Source organism: Streptomyces sp. NPDC007907, from assembly GCF_042959365.1.
GTDB lineage: Bacteria > Actinomycetota > Actinomycetes > Streptomycetales > Streptomycetaceae > Streptomyces > Streptomyces indiaensis.
Genome location: NZ_JBIBKR010000007.1, coordinates 377795 through 396154 on the forward strand (window position 1 = coordinate 377795; position 18360 = coordinate 396154).

The 18360-nt window shown below is 72.0% G+C and carries 19 protein-coding genes; 8 read left to right on the forward strand and 11 right to left on the reverse strand.

From position 1 onward, the window contains the following. The 3 genes from ACFZDI_RS28975 (at nt 1) to ACFZDI_RS28985 (ending at nt 3782) form a co-directional block, all read left to right on the forward strand. Nucleotides 1–798: a thiazole synthase gene (locus tag ACFZDI_RS28975; protein WP_234750476.1), complete on the forward strand. Its 798-nt coding sequence runs from the start codon at nt 1–3 to the stop codon at nt 796–798. 112 nt (nt 799–910) lie between these two features. Beyond that, nucleotides 911–2845, forward strand: coding sequence for a Stk1 family PASTA domain-containing Ser/Thr kinase (gene pknB, locus ACFZDI_RS28980; protein WP_391254313.1), 1935 nt, complete (start codon nt 911–913; stop codon nt 2843–2845). Between the two features lie 58 nt (nt 2846–2903). After that, the gene (locus ACFZDI_RS28985; protein ID WP_391254316.1) at nt 2904–3782 is read left to right on the forward strand and encodes a deoxyribonuclease IV; all 879 of its coding nucleotides are present in this window, start codon (nt 2904–2906) and stop codon (nt 3780–3782) included. A gap of 4 nt (nt 3783–3786) precedes the next feature. Here the strand turns inward: ACFZDI_RS28985 and ACFZDI_RS28990 are convergent, their stop codons facing one another. After that, nucleotides 3787–4437 (reverse strand): sulfite oxidase-like oxidoreductase, encoded by a 651-nt coding sequence (locus tag ACFZDI_RS28990; RefSeq protein WP_234750471.1) that lies wholly within the window; start codon nt 4435–4437, stop codon nt 3787–3789. Nucleotides 4438–4613: 176 nt separating this feature from the next. Between ACFZDI_RS28990 and bfr the strand changes: the two genes are divergently transcribed. After that, the gene (gene bfr / locus ACFZDI_RS28995) at nt 4614–5090 is read left to right on the forward strand and encodes a bacterioferritin (protein ID WP_104779326.1); all 477 of its coding nucleotides are present in this window, start codon (nt 4614–4616) and stop codon (nt 5088–5090) included. 13 nt (nt 5091–5103) lie between these two features. Here bfr and ACFZDI_RS29000 read toward each other — a convergent pair whose 3' ends face one another. Together ACFZDI_RS29000 and ACFZDI_RS29005 are read right to left on the reverse strand one after the other, a co-directional pair. Further along, complete coding sequence (locus tag ACFZDI_RS29000; RefSeq protein WP_234750469.1) at nt 5104–5337, reverse strand: bacterioferritin-associated ferredoxin; 234 nt, start codon at nt 5335–5337, stop codon at nt 5104–5106. A 148-nt stretch (nt 5338–5485) separates the two neighbouring features. Beyond that, a complete protein-coding gene (locus tag ACFZDI_RS29005) occupies nt 5486–6838 on the reverse strand; it encodes a class II 3-deoxy-7-phosphoheptulonate synthase (RefSeq protein WP_234750467.1) in 1353 nt (450 codons plus the stop codon). Nucleotides 6839–6934: 96 nt separating this feature from the next. Between ACFZDI_RS29005 and ACFZDI_RS29010 the strand changes: the two genes are divergently transcribed. Both ACFZDI_RS29010 and ACFZDI_RS29015 read left to right on the forward strand, forming a co-directional pair. Continuing rightward, nucleotides 6935–6991 carry a trp operon leader peptide gene (locus tag ACFZDI_RS29010; protein WP_078625594.1) on the forward strand — a complete coding sequence of 19 codons (57 nt, stop codon included), beginning with the start codon at nt 6935–6937 and terminating at the stop codon, nt 6989–6991. Nucleotides 6992–7098: 107 nt separating this feature from the next. Next, nucleotides 7099–8964 (forward strand): chorismate-binding protein, encoded by a 1866-nt coding sequence (locus tag ACFZDI_RS29015; RefSeq protein ID WP_391254321.1) that lies wholly within the window; start codon nt 7099–7101, stop codon nt 8962–8964. A gap of 65 nt (nt 8965–9029) precedes the next feature. On the opposite strand, the gene ACFZDI_RS29020 is transcribed toward ACFZDI_RS29015, so the two are convergent. Genes ACFZDI_RS29020 through ACFZDI_RS29035 form a run of 4 tightly spaced genes read right to left on the reverse strand, consistent with a single transcriptional unit; the run spans nt 9030 to nt 12982 of the window. After that, the gene (locus tag ACFZDI_RS29020) at nt 9030–10058 is read right to left on the reverse strand and encodes a 6-phosphofructokinase (RefSeq protein ID WP_234750463.1); all 1029 of its coding nucleotides are present in this window, start codon (nt 10056–10058) and stop codon (nt 9030–9032) included. Between the two features lie 53 nt (nt 10059–10111). Continuing rightward, entirely contained in the window at nt 10112–10801 is a 690-nt protein-coding gene (locus ACFZDI_RS29025; protein ID WP_391254324.1) for a response regulator, read from the reverse strand. Then, nucleotides 10798–12027: a MacS family sensor histidine kinase gene (macS, locus tag ACFZDI_RS29030; protein WP_391254328.1), complete on the reverse strand. Its 1230-nt coding sequence runs from the start codon at nt 12025–12027 to the stop codon at nt 10798–10800. The genes ACFZDI_RS29025 and macS overlap by 4 nt, the downstream gene beginning before the upstream one ends. 28 nt (nt 12028–12055) lie before the next feature. Then, entirely contained in the window at nt 12056–12982 is a 927-nt protein-coding gene (locus ACFZDI_RS29035; protein ID WP_308287303.1) for a lysophospholipid acyltransferase family protein, read from the reverse strand. 203 nt (nt 12983–13185) lie between these two features. Between ACFZDI_RS29035 and ACFZDI_RS29040 the strand changes: the two genes are divergently transcribed. After that, entirely contained in the window at nt 13186–13983 is a 798-nt protein-coding gene (locus ACFZDI_RS29040) for a carboxylesterase (protein WP_234750457.1), read from the forward strand. Continuing rightward, the gene (locus tag ACFZDI_RS29045; RefSeq protein WP_234750456.1) at nt 13976–14611 is read left to right on the forward strand and encodes a hypothetical protein; all 636 of its coding nucleotides are present in this window, start codon (nt 13976–13978) and stop codon (nt 14609–14611) included. The genes ACFZDI_RS29040 and ACFZDI_RS29045 overlap by 8 nt, the downstream gene beginning before the upstream one ends. On the opposite strand, the gene ACFZDI_RS29050 is transcribed toward ACFZDI_RS29045, so the two are convergent. From ACFZDI_RS29050 to ACFZDI_RS29065, 4 genes are all read right to left on the reverse strand, one after another. Beyond that, on the reverse strand, nt 14608–15354 hold the full coding sequence (locus ACFZDI_RS29050) for an endonuclease/exonuclease/phosphatase family protein (RefSeq protein ID WP_391254333.1): 747 nt from the start codon (nt 15352–15354) through the stop codon (nt 14608–14610). The two genes, ACFZDI_RS29045 and ACFZDI_RS29050, sit on opposite strands and share 4 nt — an antisense overlap. 126 nt (nt 15355–15480) lie before the next feature. Further along, the gene (locus ACFZDI_RS29055) at nt 15481–16434 is read right to left on the reverse strand and encodes an ROK family glucokinase (RefSeq protein ID WP_234750454.1); all 954 of its coding nucleotides are present in this window, start codon (nt 16432–16434) and stop codon (nt 15481–15483) included. Between the two features lie 130 nt (nt 16435–16564). Then, on the reverse strand, nt 16565–17062 hold the full coding sequence (locus ACFZDI_RS29060) for a DUF5304 domain-containing protein (RefSeq protein ID WP_234750452.1): 498 nt from the start codon (nt 17060–17062) through the stop codon (nt 16565–16567). 103 nt (nt 17063–17165) lie between these two features. After that, complete coding sequence (locus ACFZDI_RS29065) at nt 17166–18335, reverse strand: ArsA family ATPase (protein ID WP_234750449.1); 1170 nt, start codon at nt 18333–18335, stop codon at nt 17166–17168. Nucleotides 18336–18360: the final 25 nt, after the last annotated feature.

Genomic DNA, 18360 nt, shown 5'->3' on the forward strand with positions numbered 1-18360 from the left:
ATGGCCGACGATCCGTTCATCCTCGGTGGTACGTCCTTCACGTCCCGTCTGATCATGGGCACCGGCGGGGCGCCCAGCCTCGACGTGCTGGAGCGGTCGCTGGCCGCGTCCGGTACAGAGCTGACGACGGTCGCGATGCGCCGGGTGAACGCCTCGGTGCACGGCTCGGTGCTGTCCGTCCTGGACAGGCTCGGCATCCGGGTCCTGCCCAACACGGCGGGCTGCTTCACCGCCGGCGAGGCCGTCCTCACGGCCCGTCTCGCGCGCGAGGCCCTCGGCACCGACCTGGTCAAGCTGGAGGTCATCGCCGACGAGCGCACGCTGCTGCCGGACCCCATCGAGACGCTGGAGGCGGCCGAGACCCTGGTCGACGACGGGTTCACGGTGCTGCCGTACACCAACGACGACCCCGTGCTGGCGCGGAAGCTGGAGGACGTGGGCTGCGCGGCGATCATGCCGCTCGGCTCCCCGATCGGCTCCGGGCTCGGCATCCGCAACCCGCACAACTTCCAGCTGATCGTGGAGCACGCGCGCGTGCCGGTGATCCTGGACGCGGGCGCCGGGACGGCCTCGGACGCGGCGCTGGCCATGGAGCTGGGCTGCGCGGGTGTGATGCTCGCCTCGGCGGTGACACGGGCGCAGGAACCCGTGCTGATGGCCGACGCCATGCGGCACGCGGTGGAGGCGGGGCGGCTGGCGTACCGGGCGGGGCGGATCCCCCGGCGGCACTTCGCCGAGGCGTCGTCGCCGGCGGAGGGCATGGCCGTGCTGGACCCGGAGCGGCCCGCCTTCCGGTAGGGCCCGCGGGACACGTCACACGGCCGGGGGCACGTCACAGGTCGGCTGCAGTCCTGCCCCGGAATCCGCCGGGGGGACGGGGCTGTCGGCCATGGCTCGTAGACTCCCCTGCGTGGACACGACCCTTCAGGACCCCTTGGTCGGGCAGGTGCTCGACGGCCGGTATCGCATCGACGCGCGGATCGCGGTCGGCGGGATGGCCACGGTCTACCGGGCCGTGGACACCCGGCTCGACCGGGTCCTCGCGCTCAAGGTGATGCACCCCTCGCTCGCGGTCGACGCCTCGTTCGTCGAGCGGTTCATCCGCGAGGCGAAGTCCGTGGCCCGGCTGGCCCATCCGAACGTGGTGCAGGTCTTCGACCAGGGCACCGACGGCTCGTACGTGTACCTGGCGATGGAGTACGTCGCGGGCTGCACCCTGCGGGACGTGCTGCGCGAGCGCGGTGCCCTGCAGCCGCGGGCCGCCCTGGACATCCTGGAGCCGGTGCTGGCCGCCCTGGGCGCCGCGCACCGCGCCGGTTTCGTGCACCGCGACATGAAGCCCGAGAACGTGCTGATCGGGGACGACGGCCGGGTCAAGGTCGCCGACTTCGGCCTGGTCCGGGCCGTCGACACGGTGACGAACACCACCGGCACCGTGCTCGGCACGGTCTCGTACCTCGCCCCGGAGCAGATAGAGGACGGCACCGCCGACCCCCGCGTCGACGTGTACGCGTGCGGCGTGATGCTGTACGAGATGCTGACCGGCGACAAGCCGCACGATGGGGACTCCCCCGCCGTGATCCTCTACAAGCACCTGCACGAGGACGTGCCCCCGCCGTCGGTGGCCGTGCCCGGCATGGCCTACGAGCTGGACGCGATGGTGGCCTCGGCGACGGCCCGCACCCCGGCGGTGCGCCCGCACGACGCGGTGGCGCTGCTCGCGCAGGTCCGGGACGGACGCGGCCGGCTGGACGACGACCAGCTGGACGCGGTGCCGCCCCAGGCGCTCGCGGTGGACCACGACAACGGCGACGACCGCACGACCGTGATCCCGCGCGCCCTGACCACGCCGCGCCCGCTGCCGGCCGTCGAGGACGACGCGGCGGCCGGGGAATCCCTCGACCGGACCAGCCGCTTCGCGTCCCCGCCGCCTCCCCCGCCGGCCCGGCGCCGCCCGGGGTCCCGGCGCGGCCCGGCGACGATCGTCGTCGCCGTGCTGCTCGTGCTCGGCCTGGGCGTCGGCGTCTGGTACATCAACTCCGGCCAGTTCACCGAGGTCCCGCCGCTGCTGGCGAAGACCCAGGACCAGGCCGAGGACCGGCTGCGGGACGCCGGCCTCGAACTCGGCAAGGTGGAGCACGCCTACAGCGACACCGTCGAGCGCGGCCGGATCATCAGCAGCGACCCGAAGGCCGGTGCGCGCATCCGGGGCAACGACGCGGTGGGCATCACCGTCTCCGACGGCCCCGAGACCGTGCGGGTGCCCGCCCTGGCGGGCCGGAAGCTGGGCGAGGCGCGGGACCTGCTGAAGGACGACGGGCTGGAGCCGGGCATGGTGACCCGGCAGTTCAGCGAGGACGTGCCGCGCGGCTCGGTGGTCTCCGCCCGCCCGGCCGACGGCACGAAGGTGCGCGCGGGCACGGCCGTCGAGCTGGTCGTCAGCAAGGGCGCCCCCATCGACATCCCCGACGTCACCGGCTCCGACGAGGCGGACGCGCGGTCCGAGCTGACGGAGGCGGGCCTCAAGGTGAAGATCGCCACCGAGCAGGTCAACTCCTCCGAGTACGACAAGGGCCAGGTGGTCCGGCAGACACCCGCGTCCGGCACCGCGGCGGAGGGCGACACGGTGACGCTGACGCTGTCGAAGGGTCCCGAGATGATCGAGGTCCCGGACGTGGTCGGTGACAACGTCGACGACGCCAGGCAGGCGCTGGAGGACGCCGGGTTCGAGGTCGACGAGGACCGCGGCCTGCTCGGCATCTTCGGCGACGAGGTCAAGAGCCAGTCCGTCGAGGGCGGTGAGACCGCACCCAAGGGCTCCACGATCACCATCGAGATCAGGTGAGGCCGGCGGGCGGAGGCCCGTGGCAGGGGCAGAGCGGGACGCATGACACCCTGAACGGGTGAACAGTCAGCTGTCCGGCCCCTCCCGCAACCCGGTGGGCGGCCACGTCCCCGTGGCCGGTGGGCTCCACTCCGTCGGTCTGTCGTACGCCCGTGATCTGGAGGCGGAGGCCGTCCAGGTCTTCGTCGCCAACCCGCGCGGCTGGGCCACACCGACCGGTAACCCGAAGCAGGACGAGGCGTTCCGCACGGCGTGCGCGGACGGGTCGATCCCGGCGTACGTGCACGCCCCCTATCTGATCAACTTCGGTTCGCACACCGAGGCGACCGTGGAGCGGTCGGTTCAGTCGCTGCGGCACTCCCTGCGGCGCGGGCGGGAGATCGGGGCGCTGGGCGTGGTCGTGCACACCGGCAGCGCGACCGGCGGCCGGGAGCGGTCGGTGGCGCTCCAGCAGGTACGGGAGCACCTGCTGCCGCTGCTGGACGAGCTGACCCATGAAGACGACCCGCTCCTGCTGCTGGAGTCGACGGCCGGCCAGGGTGCCTCCCTGTGCTCGCGGACGTGGGACTTCGGCCCGTACTTCGAGGCGCTGGACGCCCATCCGATGCTCGGGGTGTGCCTGGACACCTGCCACATCTACGCCGCCGGGCACGACCTGACCGGCCCGGGCGGTATGCACCGGACGCTGGATCTGCTGGTGGACACCGTCGGTGAGGGCCGGCTGAAGCTGATCCACGCCAACGACTCCAAGGACGTGGTGGGCGCGCACAAGGACCGGCACGAGAACATCGGTGTCGGCCACATCGGCGAGGATCCGTTCCGGGCGCTGATGACGCACCCCGCGACCGAGGGCGTGCCGCTGATCATCGAGACGCCGGGCGGCAAGCAGGGGCACGCGGCCGACGTGGAGCGGCTGAAGAAGCTGCGCGACGGCTGACGCCTCAGAGCCCGGGGCCGTCCCCGGGCTCCTCCTGGTAGGAGTAGCGCTGTTCCCGCCAGGGGTCGCCGATGTTGTGGTAGCCGCGCTCCTCCCAGAAGCCGCGCCGGTCGGCGGTCATGTACTCCACGCCGCGGACCCACTTGGGGCCCTTCCAGGCGTAGAGGTGGGGCACGATCAGGCGCAGCGGGAAGCCGTGCTCGGCGGTGAGCAGTTCGCCGTCCTTGTGGGTGGCGAACAGGACGCGCTCGTCGGCGAAGTCGGACAGCCGGAGGTTGGAGCTGAATCCGTACTCGGCCCACACCATCACATGGGTGACATCGTCCGCGGGCGGGGCGAGGTCCAGGAGCGTGCGCGCGGGGATGCCGCCCCACTCGGCGCCCAGCATGCTGAACTTCGTGACGCAGTGCAGATCGGCCACGACGGTGGTGTGCGGCAGGGCCGTGAACTCCTCGTGGCTCCAGCAGTGCTTGCCGCCGTCGGCGGTGGCGCCGAAGACGCGGAACTCCCAGCGCTCGGGCCGGAACTTGGGCACGGGCCCGTAGTGCGTGACCGGCCAGCCGCGTTGCAACCGCTGTCCCGGGGGGAGCTCCGGCTGCGTCGCTCCTGCTGGATCGCGCCCTTCTCCCGATTCGTGTTCCAGCGGCTGACCCATGACTCCATCCTGACAGACCCCGGGTGGTGCCCCTGACCGAGGCCGCCCCGGCGCGGGACAAATTGGACTAAGCATGCCCTTACTTACTAAGTAGACACTTACTGGACGATCTTCTCCGCCAGTGGAATCATGCGGCGCAACCTGCCAGTTCCCCCCGCGCGGAAGGAGCCTCTGCGATGCAGGGCGACCCCGAGGTCCTCGAATTCCTCAACGAGCAGTTGACCGGCGAGCTGACGGCGATCAACCAGTACTGGCTGCACTACCGGATCCAGGACAACAACGGCTGGACCAAACTCGCCAAGTACACGCGTGAAGAGTCCATCGACGAGATGAAGCACGCGGACAAGATCACCGAGCGCATCCTGATGCTGGACGGTCTGCCCAACTACCAGCGGCTGTTCCACGTACGGGTGGGCCAGACGGTCACCGAGATGTTCCAGGCGGACCGGCAGGTCGAGGTCGAGGCGATCGACCGGCTCAGGCGCGGCATCGAGGTGATGCGCAGCAAGGGCGACGTCACCTCCGCGAACCTCTTCGAGTCCATCCTCGAGGACGAGGAACACCACATCGACTACCTGGACACGCAGCTGGAGCTGATCGACAAGCTCGGTGAGGCGCTGTACATCGCGCAGCAGATCGAGCAGCCGAGCTAGGACCGGGCCCGCATCAGGCGGCGTCGTCCAGTTCGGCGAGGACCGGCTCGCCGCGGTCGGCCAGATCGCGGCGCGGGCAGGAGCCCCTGCCGAGGATCGCCTGGATGCGGCGCACACAGGAGCCGCAGTCGGTACCCGCCTTGCAGGCGGAGGCGATCTGGCGAGGCGTGCAGGCGCCGCCGTCCGCGTGCTGCTTGACCTGCTGCTCGGTGATGCCGAAGCAACTGCACACGTACACGCGGTTCACCTCCCGACGGGGTCGTTCGCTGGCGCCGTCCCCGTTGATCGGTGAGGCTAACCTAACCTTACCCGTCGGGTCCGGAGCACAAAAGTGGAGTGGGGCGCGGATCGTGTGATCCGCGCCCCAGTCCGCGCCCCGGTAACAGGCGGACCCGTTACTGGTCCCTGTACATCTCCGCCACGAGGAACGCCAGGTCGAGCGACTGGCTGCGGTTGAGCCGCGGGTCGCAGGCCGTCTCGTAGCGCTGGTGCAGGTCGTCGACGAAGATCTCGTCACCGCCGCCCACGCACTCCGTGACGTCGTCGCCGGTCAGCTCCACGTGGATGCCGCCCGGGTGGGTGCCGAGGGCCTTGTGGACCTCGAAGAAGCCCTTGACCTCGTCGAGCACGTCGTCGAAGCGGCGGGTCTTGTGCCCGGAGGCCGCCTCGAAGGTGTTGCCGTGCATCGGGTCCGTCACCCAGGCCACGGTCGCTCCCGAGGCGGTGACCTTCTCCACCAGCTCGGGGAGCTTGTCGCGGACCTTGTCGGCGCCCATGCGGACGATGAAGGTCAGCCGGCCCGGCTCACGCTCGGGGTCGAGGCGCTCGATGTACTGCAGCGCGTCCTCGGCCGTCGTCGTCGGACCCAGCTTGATGCCGATCGGGTTGCGGATCTTCGAGGCGAACTCGATGTGCGCGTGGTCCAGCTGCCGGGTGCGCTCACCGATCCACACCATGTGCGCGGAGACGTCGTACAGCTGCCCGGTGCGCGAGTCGACCCTGGTCAGCGCGGACTCGTAGTCGAGCAGCAGCGCCTCGTGGGAGGCGTAGAACTCGACCGTCTTGAACTCCTCCGGGTCGGTCCCGCAGGCGTGCATGAAGTTCAGCGCGTTGTCGATCTCGCGGGCCAGCTGCTCGTAGCGCTGCCCCGACGGGGACGACTTCACGAAGTCCTGGTTCCAGGCGTGCACCTGACGCAGGTCGGCGTAACCGCCGGTGGTGAAGGCGCGCACCAGGTTCAGCGTGGAGGCGGACGCGTGGTACATCCGCTTCAGCCGCTCGGGGTCCGGGACGCGGGCTTCTTCGGTGAAGTCGAAGCCGTTGACGGAGTCGCCGCGGTAGGTCGGCAGCGTCACGCCGTCGCGGGTCTCGGTCGGCTTGGAGCGCGGCTTGGAGTACTGGCCGGCGATGCGGCCGACCTTGACCACCGGCACGGACGCGGCGTACGTCAGCACGGCGCCCATCTGCAGCAGCGTCTTGAGCTTGTTGCGGATGTGGTCGGCGGACACCGCGTCGAAGGCCTCGGCGCAGTCGCCGCCCTGGAGGAGGAACGCCTCTCCCTTGGCGACGGCCGCCATCCGGGCGCGCAGCTGATCGCACTCGCCCGCGAAGACGAGCGGCGGATACGACTCGAGGTCCGCAACGACTGCGCGCAGAGCCTCGGGGTCGGGGTACTCGGGCTGCTGCGCCGCGGGCAGGTCTCGCCAGGTGTTGCCAGCACTCGCGCTGGTCTTAGCGTTCACGGTCACGCCACCAACATTACGGGGTCGTGTCGGGCCTCCTGACCCGTGCCCAGCCAGTGAGACACCCCGGACACTCCGCGGGCATGGGGTAGGGTGCGTCGCATGTTCGCGCATTCGACCCAGACCTGGTGGTGGACCGCTCATCCGGCGGCCCGCTGACTGCGCGTACTCAAGACTTCGCGAAGGCCGCCCGAGGGGCGGCCTTCGGTGTTTCCCGGGGTCCGTTCCTCTCTCTCACCGAGACTCACCGAGATGGAGCACGGACCATGAACCTGCTCGGCTTGCCGGACGACTCCCGTCCGTTCGCCCTGCTGCGCCGCCGCACCCCGGGTCACGACCACGATCAGGTCGAGGTCCTGATCGGCCCGGTCGCCTCCTACGACCGGCTGGCCGACCTCCCCGACCACAGCCTGGCGCTGGTGCCCTTCCGGCAGATCCGCGAGCGCGGCTTCGACGTCCGCGACGACGGCACGCCCCTGCTGGCACTCACACCCCAGGAGTCGTACGGCGTCCCGCTGGCTGACGCCCTGGAGCAGCTCCCGGCGCACGACGTGCGCGTCGAGGGCGGCGGCTTCGACGTCGCCGACGAGGAGTACGCGCGGATCGTCGGGCGTGTGCTGAGGGAGGAGATCGGGCAGGGCGCGGGCGCCAACTTCGTGATCCGCCGGACGTACCAGGGGGAGATCCCCGGCTTCGGCCGGGCCGACGCGCTGGCGCTGTTCCGGCGGCTGCTGGAGGGCGAGCGCGGGGCGTACTGGACGTTCGTCGTGCACACCGGAGACCGCACGCTGGTCGGGGCCAGCCCCGAGGTGCACGTGCGGATGTCCGGCGGCACGGTCGTCATGAACCCGATCAGCGGCACCTACCGCTACCCCGCCGGGGGACCGACGCCCGGGCACCTGCTGGAGTTCCTCGCCGATGGCAAGGAGATCGAGGAGCTGTCGATGGTCGTCGACGAGGAACTCAAGATGATGTGCACCGTCGGCGACATGGGCGGAGTGGTCGTCGGCCCCCGGCTGAAGGAGATGGCGCACCTCGCGCACACCGAGTACGAGCTGCGCGGCAGGTCCACGCTGGACGTGCGGGAGGTGCTGAAGGAGACCATGTTCGCGGCGACCGTCACCGGCTCACCGGTGCAGAACGCCTGCCGGGTGATCGAACGGCACGAGAGCGGGGGGCGCGGGTACTACGCGGGGGCCCTGGCGCTGATCGGCCGGGACGCGGGCGGGCTCCAGACCCTGGACTCCCCCATCCTGATCCGCACCGCCGACGTCGACGCGGACGGGCGGCTTCGGGTGCCGGTCGGCGCGACCCTGGTGCGCGGCTCCGACCCGGCGGGCGAGGTGGCCGAGACCCACGCCAAGGCGGCGGGTGTGCTGGCGGCGCTGGGGGTGGGGCCGTCCCGGCCGCGTGCGGAGCGGACCCCGCCGCGCCTCGCCGACGACCCGCGGGTGCGGGCGGCCCTGGACGGACGCCGGGCCTCGCTCGCGCCCTTCTGGCTGCGGATGCAGGAGCGCTCTCCGCAACCGGCGGGACACGCCCTGGTCGTGGACGGCGAGGACACCTTTACGGCGATGCTCGCGCACCTGCTGCGGGCCGGCGGACTGGCGGTGAGCGTACGGCGGTACGACGAGCCGGGGCTGCGGGAGGCGGTGCGCGGGCACGAGGGTCCGGTGGTGCTGGGACCCGGGCCGGGAGACCCGTCCGACCTGGCGGATCCGAAGATGCGGTTCCTGCGTTCCCTCACCGCCGACGTGATCAGGGGCGAACGGCAGGGCGTGCTGGGCGTCTGTCTGGGGCACGAGCTGATCGCGGCCGAGCTGGGCCTGGACATCGTCCGCAAGGACGTGCCGTACCAGGGGGCGCAGACGGAGATCGAGCTGTTCGGGCGGCGGGAGACCGTCGGGTTCTACAACAGCTTCGCGGCGCGCTGCGACGACGAGGCGGCGGGCGAGCTTGCGGCGCACGGGGTCGAGGTCGCGCGCGCCGCGAACGGCGAGGTGCACGCGCTGCGCGGCCCGCGCATCGCCGGGGTCCAGTTCCACCCGGAGTCGGTGCTGACGCTGAACGGGTCCGCGATCGTGCGGGAGCTGGTGGGGCGGCTGCGGGGGACGAACGCGCCGTCGGTGTAGTCGCGGGACGGCCGGGGCCGCAAGGCCCCGGCCGGCACCGGATGCCCGGCGGTCGGCCGGAGAACTCAGCCGAAGAACACCCCGACCTCCTCGTACAGCGCGGGGTCGACCGTCTTCAGGCGGGCGGTGGCGTCGGCGATGGGGACCCGGACGATGTCCGTGCCGCGCAGGGCGACCATGCGGCCGAAGTCCCGGTCGTGGACGCAGTCGATGGCGTGCAGACCGAAGCGGGTGGCGAGCCAGCGGTCGAAGGCGCTGGGGGTGCCGCCGCGCTGGACGTGCCCCAGGACGGTCGTGCGGGCCTCGTTGCCCGTGCGCTTCTCGATCTCCTTGGCGAGCCACTCCCCGACCCCGGACAGCCGGACGTGCCCGAAGGAGTCCAGGGACTGGTCCTTGAGGACCATGTCGCCGTCCTTGGGCATCGCCCCCTCGGCGACCACGACGATCGGCGCGTACGACGCCCGGAAACGCGAGGTCACCCAGGCGCACACCTGCTCGACGTCGAAGCGCTGCTCGGGGATGAGGATGACGTTGGCGCCGCCGGCCAGGCCCGAGTGGAGGGCGATCCAGCCGGCGTGCCGGCCCATCACCTCGACGACCAGGACCCGCATGTGGGACTCGGCGGTGGTGTGCAGCCGGTCGATGGCCTCGGTGGCGATGCCGACGGCGGTGTCGAAGCCGAAGGTGTAGTCGGTGGCGGACAGGTCGTTGTCGATGGTCTTGGGCACGCCCACGCAGGGCACGCCGTGCTCGTCGGACAGGCGGGCGGCCACGCCCAGGGTGTCCTCGCCGCCGATGGCGATGAGCGCCTCCACCTCCAGCCCGGCCAGGGTCTCCTTGATCCGGCGGATGCCGTTCTCCGCCTTCAGCGGATTGGTCCGAGAGGAGCCGAGGATCGTGCCGCCGCGGGGCAGGATGCCGCGTACGGCGGGGATGTCGAGCCGGACGGTGTCGCCCTCCATGACTCCCCTCCAGCCGTCCCGGAAGCCGGTGAAGTCGTAGCCGTACTCCTGCACGCCCTTGCGGACGACGGCCCGGATGACGGCGTTGAGGCCGGGGCAGTCGCCGCCACCGGTCAGCACTCCGACGCGCATGGAACAGTCCCTTCGCCACAGGTACCTGACGAAGGGTCAGTGTGACGTGCGCCTCACTCGTCGTCGAGGCCACGCTCTATGGCGTACCTGACGAGTTCCACCCGGTTGTGCAGCTGGAGCTTGCCGAGGGTGTTCTGGACGTGGTTCTGCACCGTGCGGTGGGAGATGACCAGGCGTTCGGCGATCTGCTTGTAGCTGAGGCCCTTGGCGACCAGACGGAGCACCTCGGTCTCGCGGTCGGTGAGCCGGGGCGCCTTGGGTTCGTCGGTGTCGGGGGCCGGGCCGGGTTCGGAGGCCAGACGGCGGTACTCGCCGAGGACCAGTCCGGCGAGGCCGGGGGTGAAGACCGGGTCGCCGACGGCCGTGCGGCGGACCGCGTCCTGCAGTTCGCCGGTGGAGGCGGACTTCAGCAGGTAGCCGGTCGCCCCGGACTTCACGGCCTCCAGGACGTCGGCGTGCTCGCCGCTCGCGGACAGCACGAGCACCCGCAGGGCGGGGTTCGCGGCGACGACCTCCTTGCAGACCTGCACGCCGGGCTTGGCGGGCAGGTTCAGGTCGAGCACGAGGACGTCGGGGGCGGCGGCCTTGGCGCGGCGTACGGCCTGGTCGCCGTCGCCCGCGGTGGCGACCACCTCGAAACCCGACTCGGCCAGGTCGCGGGCGACCGCGTCGCGCCACATGGGGTGGTCGTCGACGACCATGACCTTGATCGGGTCCTGCCGGTCTGAGCTGGTCTCCGTCATCGCTGCTCCGCCTTCCCCCGTGTGCTCGTCACGTCCTTCGGTACCTTCAGCTCGACCTCCGTGCCCTGGCCCGGCACCGAGATCAGCTCCGCGCTGCCGCCGAGGTCGCGCAGCCGGCCGCGGATCGACAGGGCGACGCCGAGCCGCCCCTCGCCCTCGGCCTGGTCCAGCCGCCCCTCCGGGATGCCGGGTCCGTCGTCCCGTACGGTGACGATCACCTCGTCGGGCTCGTCCTCGACCAGGATCCACGCCCGCGCGTCCCGACCGGCGTGCCGGCGGACGTTGTCGAGGGCGGCCCCGACGGCGGCGGCCACCTCCCGGGCCGCGACCGGCGGCAGCGGCACGGGCGCGCCGGGCTCGGCGAGGCTGACCAGGGCACCGGCGTACGGCGCGAGCAGGGCGCGCAGGTCGACGGGGCCGCCCGGCTCCGGTTCCTCCTCGTCGACGGCCCGGACGACCGCACCCTCGGCGGCGTCCTCCGAGACCCGGGAGACGGGGACGAGGCCGCCGGAGACCAGGGTGCGCAGCGCGACCTCCTGCTCGCCGGCCATCCGGCCCAGCTCGGCCGCCTCTCCGCCGATCACGGCCCCGCGGCGCTGCACCATCGCCAGCACCTGGAGCACGCTGTCGTGGATGTCCCGGGCGAGGCGCTCCCGCTCCCGGGTGGCGGCCTCGATCTCCAGGGCACGGGCGAGGGTGCGCTCGGAGGCGCGGGCCACCTCCACGACGTAGCCGATGGCGACGGAGGCGATGCAGACCAGGATGACGTTGTGGACGGTGTCGCGGGCCGGGCTGCCGCGCTCGACCAGGTTGGCGACGGCCACGAGTCCGGAGGCCAGGGCCGCCCAGCGCCAGCCCCCCTTGATGGCGAAGGCGAGGACTGCGCCGGCGGTCCAGATCGACGGCAGGGTCGGGCCGCCCGACTGGACCCGCTCGTGGGCGTCGGCGACCGGGGTGAGCAGGATGCCGGTGAGGGCGATCGTCAGGTCGGCGGCGAGGAAATGCCGGGTGCAGCGGGCCGCGTTCGCCACCCGCGGCAGGGTGGCCAGGGTCCAGCCGCACAGCACGGCGAAGTAGGCGACGGCGATCCAGGGGCGGGCGAACTCCTCGAAGGCGGTGGCGAACAGGCCGACCGCGTACAGCATCGTGAGCACCCGGTAGGCGCTGAGCGCACGCCACAGCGGCTGCTCGACCGACATTCTCATGACCCGCTCGCGCTTGGCCATCTCCCCCGCCCCCCGACCCGAGTCCCGGCTAGGGCTCGGTCCGCCGCCGCTCCGTCTGCTGTTCCGCCTGCTCTTGCTGCTCGGTGTCCTGCTGCACGGCCTGCTTGTTCTCGGCCTGCTTGTTCTCGGCCTCGGGCTTTTCGGCCTCGGGCTTCTCGGCCTCTGACTTCTCCGTCTGATTCTTCTCGACCTCGTGCCGGAGGGCCTTTTCCTTCTCGGCCTGTTCCTTCTCCGCGCGGGCGAGGGCGGCCTTCGCCGCCTTCTCGGCCTCCTTCTCCGCCTTGGCCGCTTCCGTCAGCTGCCGCTTCATGGCCGTCGCGTACATGTCGACGTACTCCTGGCCGGACAGCTTCATGATCTCGTACATGACCTCGTCGGTCACCGCGCGCAGCACGAACCGGTCGTGCTCCATGCCCTGGTAGCGGCTGAAGTCCAGCGGCTTGCCGATCCGGATGCCGGGCCGCATCAGCTTCGGCATGACCTTCCCGGGCGGCTGGATCTTCTCCGTGTCGATCATGGCGACGGGGATGACGGGCGCACCGGTCGCGAGCGCGACACGCGCCAGGCCACCGGGCTTGCCCCGGTAGAGCCGTCCGTCGGGCGAGCGCGTGCCCTCCGGGTAGATCCCGAACAGCTCACCGCGCTCCAGCACCTCTACGCCGCTCCTGATGGCGGCCTCACCCGCGCCGCGCGCACCGGAGCGGTCCACGGGGAGCTGCCCGACGCCCTTGAAGAAGGCGGCCGTGAGCCGTCCCTTCACACCGGGCGTGGTGAAGTACTCGGCCTTCGCGATGAACGTGACCTTGCGGTCCAGGACCGCGGGCAGGAAGAACGAGTCCGAGAAGGACAGGTGGTTGCTCGCCAGGATCGCGGGGCCCTGGTCGGGAACGTTCTCCAGGCCTTCCACCCAGGGCCTGAAGGCGACCTTCAGCGGTCCCCCAACAGCGACCTTCATCGCGCCGTACAACAACCGAGTGCCTCCTGTATGTGTCGAACAGACCTTAACCCGGAGCGCCGTCAAAGGCGCCGACGGCCCTGGTCGGTGTCAGTGCGGTCGCGTACGGTGAAGGTCCCGCGGACGACGTGCGACCCCTTCCATGACGTTCCGTGACATTCCGTGATCGTGCCAGTCCCTTCTCACCGACCAGGAGGCCGAACGTGCCGGTCCTCGCCGGAGCCGAGCCGTTTCACCACGAGGGCGGAGAGGTCGCCGTCCTCCTCTGCCACGGCTTCACCGGATCCCCGCAGTCGCTGCGCCCCTGGGCGGAGCACCTCGCCGACCACGGCCTGACCGTCTCCCTGCCGCTGCTCCCCGGGCACGGCACGCGCTGGGAGGACCTGCGGATCACCGGCTGGCAGGACTGGTACGCGGAGGTGGACCGCGAGCTGCGCCTGCTGTGCGAGCGCCGCGAGACGGTCTTCGTGGCCGGTCTGTCCATGGGCGGCGCGCTGGCCCTGCGGCTGGCCGCGAAGCACGGCGACGCCGTGCGCGGTGTCGTGGTGGTCAACCCCGCGAACAAGGTGCACGGCCTGGCCGCGCACGCCCTGCCGGTCGTGCGCCACCTCGTCCCGGCGACGAAGGGCATCGCCAGCGACATCGCCAAGCCGGACGGCAAGGAGCTCGGCTACGACCGGGTGCCGCTGCACGCGGCGCACTCGCTGCGGCAGTTCTTCCGCATGGTCGACGGTGAGCTGCCGCAGGTCACCCAGCCGGTGGTGCTGCTGCACAGCCCGCAGGACCACGTCGTGCCGCCCGCCGACAGCGCCCGGATCCTCAGCCGCATCTCGTCGACGGACGTGAAGGAGGTCATCCTGGAACAGAGCTACCACGTCGCCACGTTGGACCATGACGCGGACCTGATCCACGAGGAGAGCCTCGCGTTCATCCGCCGCATCGCGTCCGGCCTCGGCAAGGAGCCCGGGCTCGGCAAGGAAGGGACGACCGCAGGTGGCTGAGCACGACTCCGACCGCGAGGGCCGGGAGCCGGACGAGAAGGGCGTCCCCTTCGACGAGGAGGCCGCCTGGGCGGCGATCGTCGCCGGGTACGGCGAGGAGCCGCCGGACCCGCCGGGTGCCAAGCCGTTCAAGTCCATCGAGGACCTGGCCCTGCCGGCGAGCGGGCCCAACGAGGCCGTGCTGGACGGCGACCGGGGCGACACGGCCGTGAAGTCGGGGGACGCGGTGAAGCCGGCCGAGCCGGAGCAGGCCGAGGAGGCCGGGTCGGGGGACGAGCCGGTGAAGCCCCTGGGCGGTTCGGTCTCCTTCGCCCCCGGCATCGGCCCGCGTGACTACACCACGCCCGAGCCCGCCGAGGACGACTTCGACGAGGACGACGAAGGTCACTTCGTGCCCCCGGAGCCGCCCCCGCTGCCCACCGCCGACCCCACCGCCAAGTTCGCCTGGCTCGGTGTGCTCGGCGGGCCGGTGCTGCTCCTGCTGGCCGTGCTGCTCGGCTGGGACATGACCTGGTGGCTGGCCACGCTGGGGATCGGCGGGTTCCTCGGCGGGTTCGCGACGCTGGTGATGCGCATGCGGACGGACGACGAGGAGAACGACGACCCCGGGCGGGGCGCGGTCGTCTAGGACGCCGGGACTCTGAGGGCGGCCAGGACCGGAAGGTGGTCCGTGGCCGCCCTCAGGTCTGCGTCGGACACCCCCGGATGATCGGACGGCACACCGCAGCCCAGCACTTCGATGCCCTTGGTCGCGAAGATCGCGTCGATGCGCTGGTAGGGGTCGGCGGGGGTCCAGGTGTTCTCGCCACCCCAGGGGGCCGCGGCCCGGCAGTCGGTCAGGCCGGCCGTAAGCCGGCGGAAGGCCGGACCGTCGGGGCGTTCGTTGAGGTCACCGCCGGCGACCATGTGCTCCACACCCATGCCGGCGAGCCGGTCCAGCAGCATGCCGGACTGTTCGAGACGCTCCTCCTTCTGCAGGGAGAGATGGCAGCTGAGGACGCCGAGGCGGGTGCCGGCGATGCGGACGACAGCGGTGGCGAAGCCGCGGCGGTGCAGGCCGGGAGTGGGGGGCAGGAGGACGTCCTCCGTGCGTTCGACGCCCACCCTGAGGGAGCTGAGAATCGCCGGTCCCGTGGTGGTCGCGCCGCCGGTGACGACGACCAGGTCGGACGCGAGGGCCAGGCGGGCGAGTTTCTTGCGCCAGCGGAAGAAGCGGGGGGCTTCCTGGATGAGGACGAGGTCGGGCGCGCACGCCTTGATGACGCGGGCCAGGGCGTCGATGTCGTCGCGCAGGGAGCGGATGTTGTAGCTGAGGACCCTGATGACTGCGGAACCGTCGGGTTCTGTACGCGAGTTGGGGAGCAGCGACATGTGATCAATTTACGCCCAAAGGGGCGGGGCGCGGGGATCGCGCGAGTGCCGGTTGTTCGTGGCTTGTCGCGCAGTTCCCCGTGCCCCGAAGCGCGTCCCCTGAGGGCGTCCGCAGGAACAGGTCGTCTACATGATCGGGTCGGGTTCCCTCGCCAGGTCCGCCGCGCCCACCAGGCCGGCCTTGTTGCCGAGTTCCGCCGCGCGGACCTCGGCCACCGGGCGCCAGTTGCCGCCCACCAGCCAGCGCTTGTAGGACTTGCGGATCGGGCCCAGGACCAGTTCGCCCTCGTCGGAGAGGCCGCCGCCGACGATGAAGGCGGACGGGTCGAAGAGGGAGGCGAGGTCGGCGAGGCCCGCGCCGACCCACCGGGCCAGTTCGCGGTAGGAGTCGACGGCCACCCGGTCGCCCTGGCGGGCGGCCATGGAGATGTGCTTGCCCTCGATGCCGTCGGGCGTGCCGTTGCCGAGGCCGAGCAGGATCTCGGCGTTCTCGGGGGTGGCGTTGGCGCGCTGCTTGGCGTACCGGACGAGGGCGCGGCCGGAGGCGTACTGCTCCCAGCAGCCCTGCGAGCCGCAGCCGCACAGCAGGCCGTCCGGCACCATGCGGATGTGGCCGAACTCGGCGGCGACGCCGAAGTGCCCTCGGCGCAGCTTGTTGCCGATGATGATGCCGCCGCCGAGGCCGGTGCCGAGGGTGATGCAGATGACGTTGCGGTGGCCCTTGCCGGCACCGAACTTGTACTCGCCCCACGCCGCGGCGTTCGCGTCGTTCTCCACGACCACCGGGAGGCCCACGCGGGCCTCGACCTTCTCCTTGAGCGGCTCGTTGCGCCAGTGGATGTTGGGCGCGAAGTAGACCTCGGAGCGCTGCCGGTTCACGTAGCCGGCGGCACCGATGCCCACGCCGACGATGTCGTGTCCGACGCGTGCGCCGTCCACCGCCGAAGCGATGGCGTCCACGATGCCCTCAGCCGTGCCCGGGGTCGGCACCTTGTGGGTCGAGAGGATGTTGCCGTCCTCATCGACCACGCCGGCCGCGATCTTCGTGCCGCCGATGTCGACGCCGATGGTGAGTCCCATGAATCCCTCAGTTTCGGTCGAGCCCCGCTACGGCCAACGGTACCCGAGGCGTGCCGCCGGGTTCGCTGTCGTCCGCACGGTGGGCACCCCGGGCGGCCGCTCCGGGGCCGTCGCCCGGCCGGGTCGGGGCTCAGTCCAGGTCGATGCGCTCCCCGGGGCCGGCGTCGTCGCCGCCGTCCCGGCGTTCACCGTCGCGGGGGTCGTTCCGGTCGTCGCGGCCGGTCCAGCGCCGTTCCTGGGCCTGGACTGCGGAGCGGTAGGCGGCGAGCAGCTCGTTCCCGGCGGCGGCCAGATGGTCGAAGACGTCCGGATTGCGCTCGATGACCGGTTCCACGGCGTCCTTGGCCTGCTGCACGACCTGTCGCACGACCTGCTGAGCCGCGGGGCCCGCGACCGCGCCGAGCAGCGGGGACTGGCCACCGGACAGCTTCTCGGCGACGGCGTCCACGAGTTTCTTCAACTCCTCCGCGGCGGAGCCGGGGGGCGTGCCGTACGTGGCGCGGCGGCGTTCCTTCTCCGCCTGGAGGTCCTCGGCGCAGGCGGTCGCCCAGGCGTCGGCGTCGGTCACCCGCACGTCGTCCGCGGCCTCGTCGCGGGCGGCGCCGGACGGGGGGAGATCTTCGCTCATGACGGGCTCCTGACTACGGTTCGTCCCTACGACGTTACCCGAACGGCCGTACCGGGTTCACGGGCCCGGACCGGCCGTGTTCCCCTCTTTTCCGCCCCCCTGCTCAGCGGTCCTGCGGCCACAGCTTCGGGTCGGGCGCGAACCGGATCCGCAGTGCGCCCTCGCGCAGGGCGGCCCCGTCGACCGTGCAGCGGCGCAGCGCGGAGGGCAGCGGGACGACCCGGCGGAAGGCGCCCGCCGTGACGACGAGTTCGTCCCCGCGCCGGACGAGGTCGAGTTCCTCGCGTATGGCGCCGGGCAAAGGGATCTCCCAGACGAGCACGCCGTCCGTGTCGAGCCGGTCGGTCACGGTCCAGTCGGCGGCGGGGGCGGGCTGCCCGGCGCCCGGCACGGCGAGGGCGGTGAGGTCGTCGGTGCCGCGCGGGTCGCGTCCGAGGTGGGCGACGGTGCGGACGTCGTGGGACTCGCGCCACTCCTCCAGGGTCTTGCGCTGCTGGGCGACCGGACCGGCGAGCCAGGTGTCGGGGGACGCCTCGGGCAGGACGCGGTTGGCGATCACCACGTCGGTGCGCAGCCCGCGCAGGGCGAGGCCGAGACGGGCGGTGCGCAGCGCGTCGCCTCCGGCCGGGCCGGGCTCGGCGACCAGGCGCACCACGGTGCCGCGGTCGGCGATGACCGCCTGGACGGCACCCAGTTCCACGTCCCAGCGGGCTGCCGTCTCGTACAGCCACTCGGCGGGCATGGGGACGCCGGCGAGGCGGCCGAGGACGGGGCGCAGGGCGCGGGCCGCCTGGCGTTCCGGCGGGAGCAGGCGGCGCAGGTAGCGGCCCAGTTCCTCGGGCAGGGCGAGGAGGGCGAGGGCCTCGGGGGCCGGGGGGAGGTCGACGACGAGGGTGTCGTACGTCTCCGACAGCGCGGCGTCGCGCAGGGCGCGCAGCAGGGCGAGTTCCCCGGCACCGGGCAGCGGTGTGAGCTCCTCGGGGTCGAGACGGGAGGCGCCGAGGAGGTCCAGAGCGGAGGAGGCACGGTCCTGGAGGGCGGCGAGGTCCCTGCGGAAGTCACCGGCGGGGTCGGGGCGCCAGGCGGTGAGACGGGGTGCTGCCTCGACCGGCTTCGGCCCGGTCGGCACCCCCAGGGCGGCACCGAGGGTGTCGGTGCGGTCGGCACCGAGGACGAGGGTGCGGCTGCCCTCGGCCGCCACGGCCAGGGCGGTCGCGGCCGCAAGGGTGGTACGGCCGCTGCCGCCGGGGCCGGTGATCAGGATGGTGCGCATGGGAAGGAACGGTAACGGAGACGCC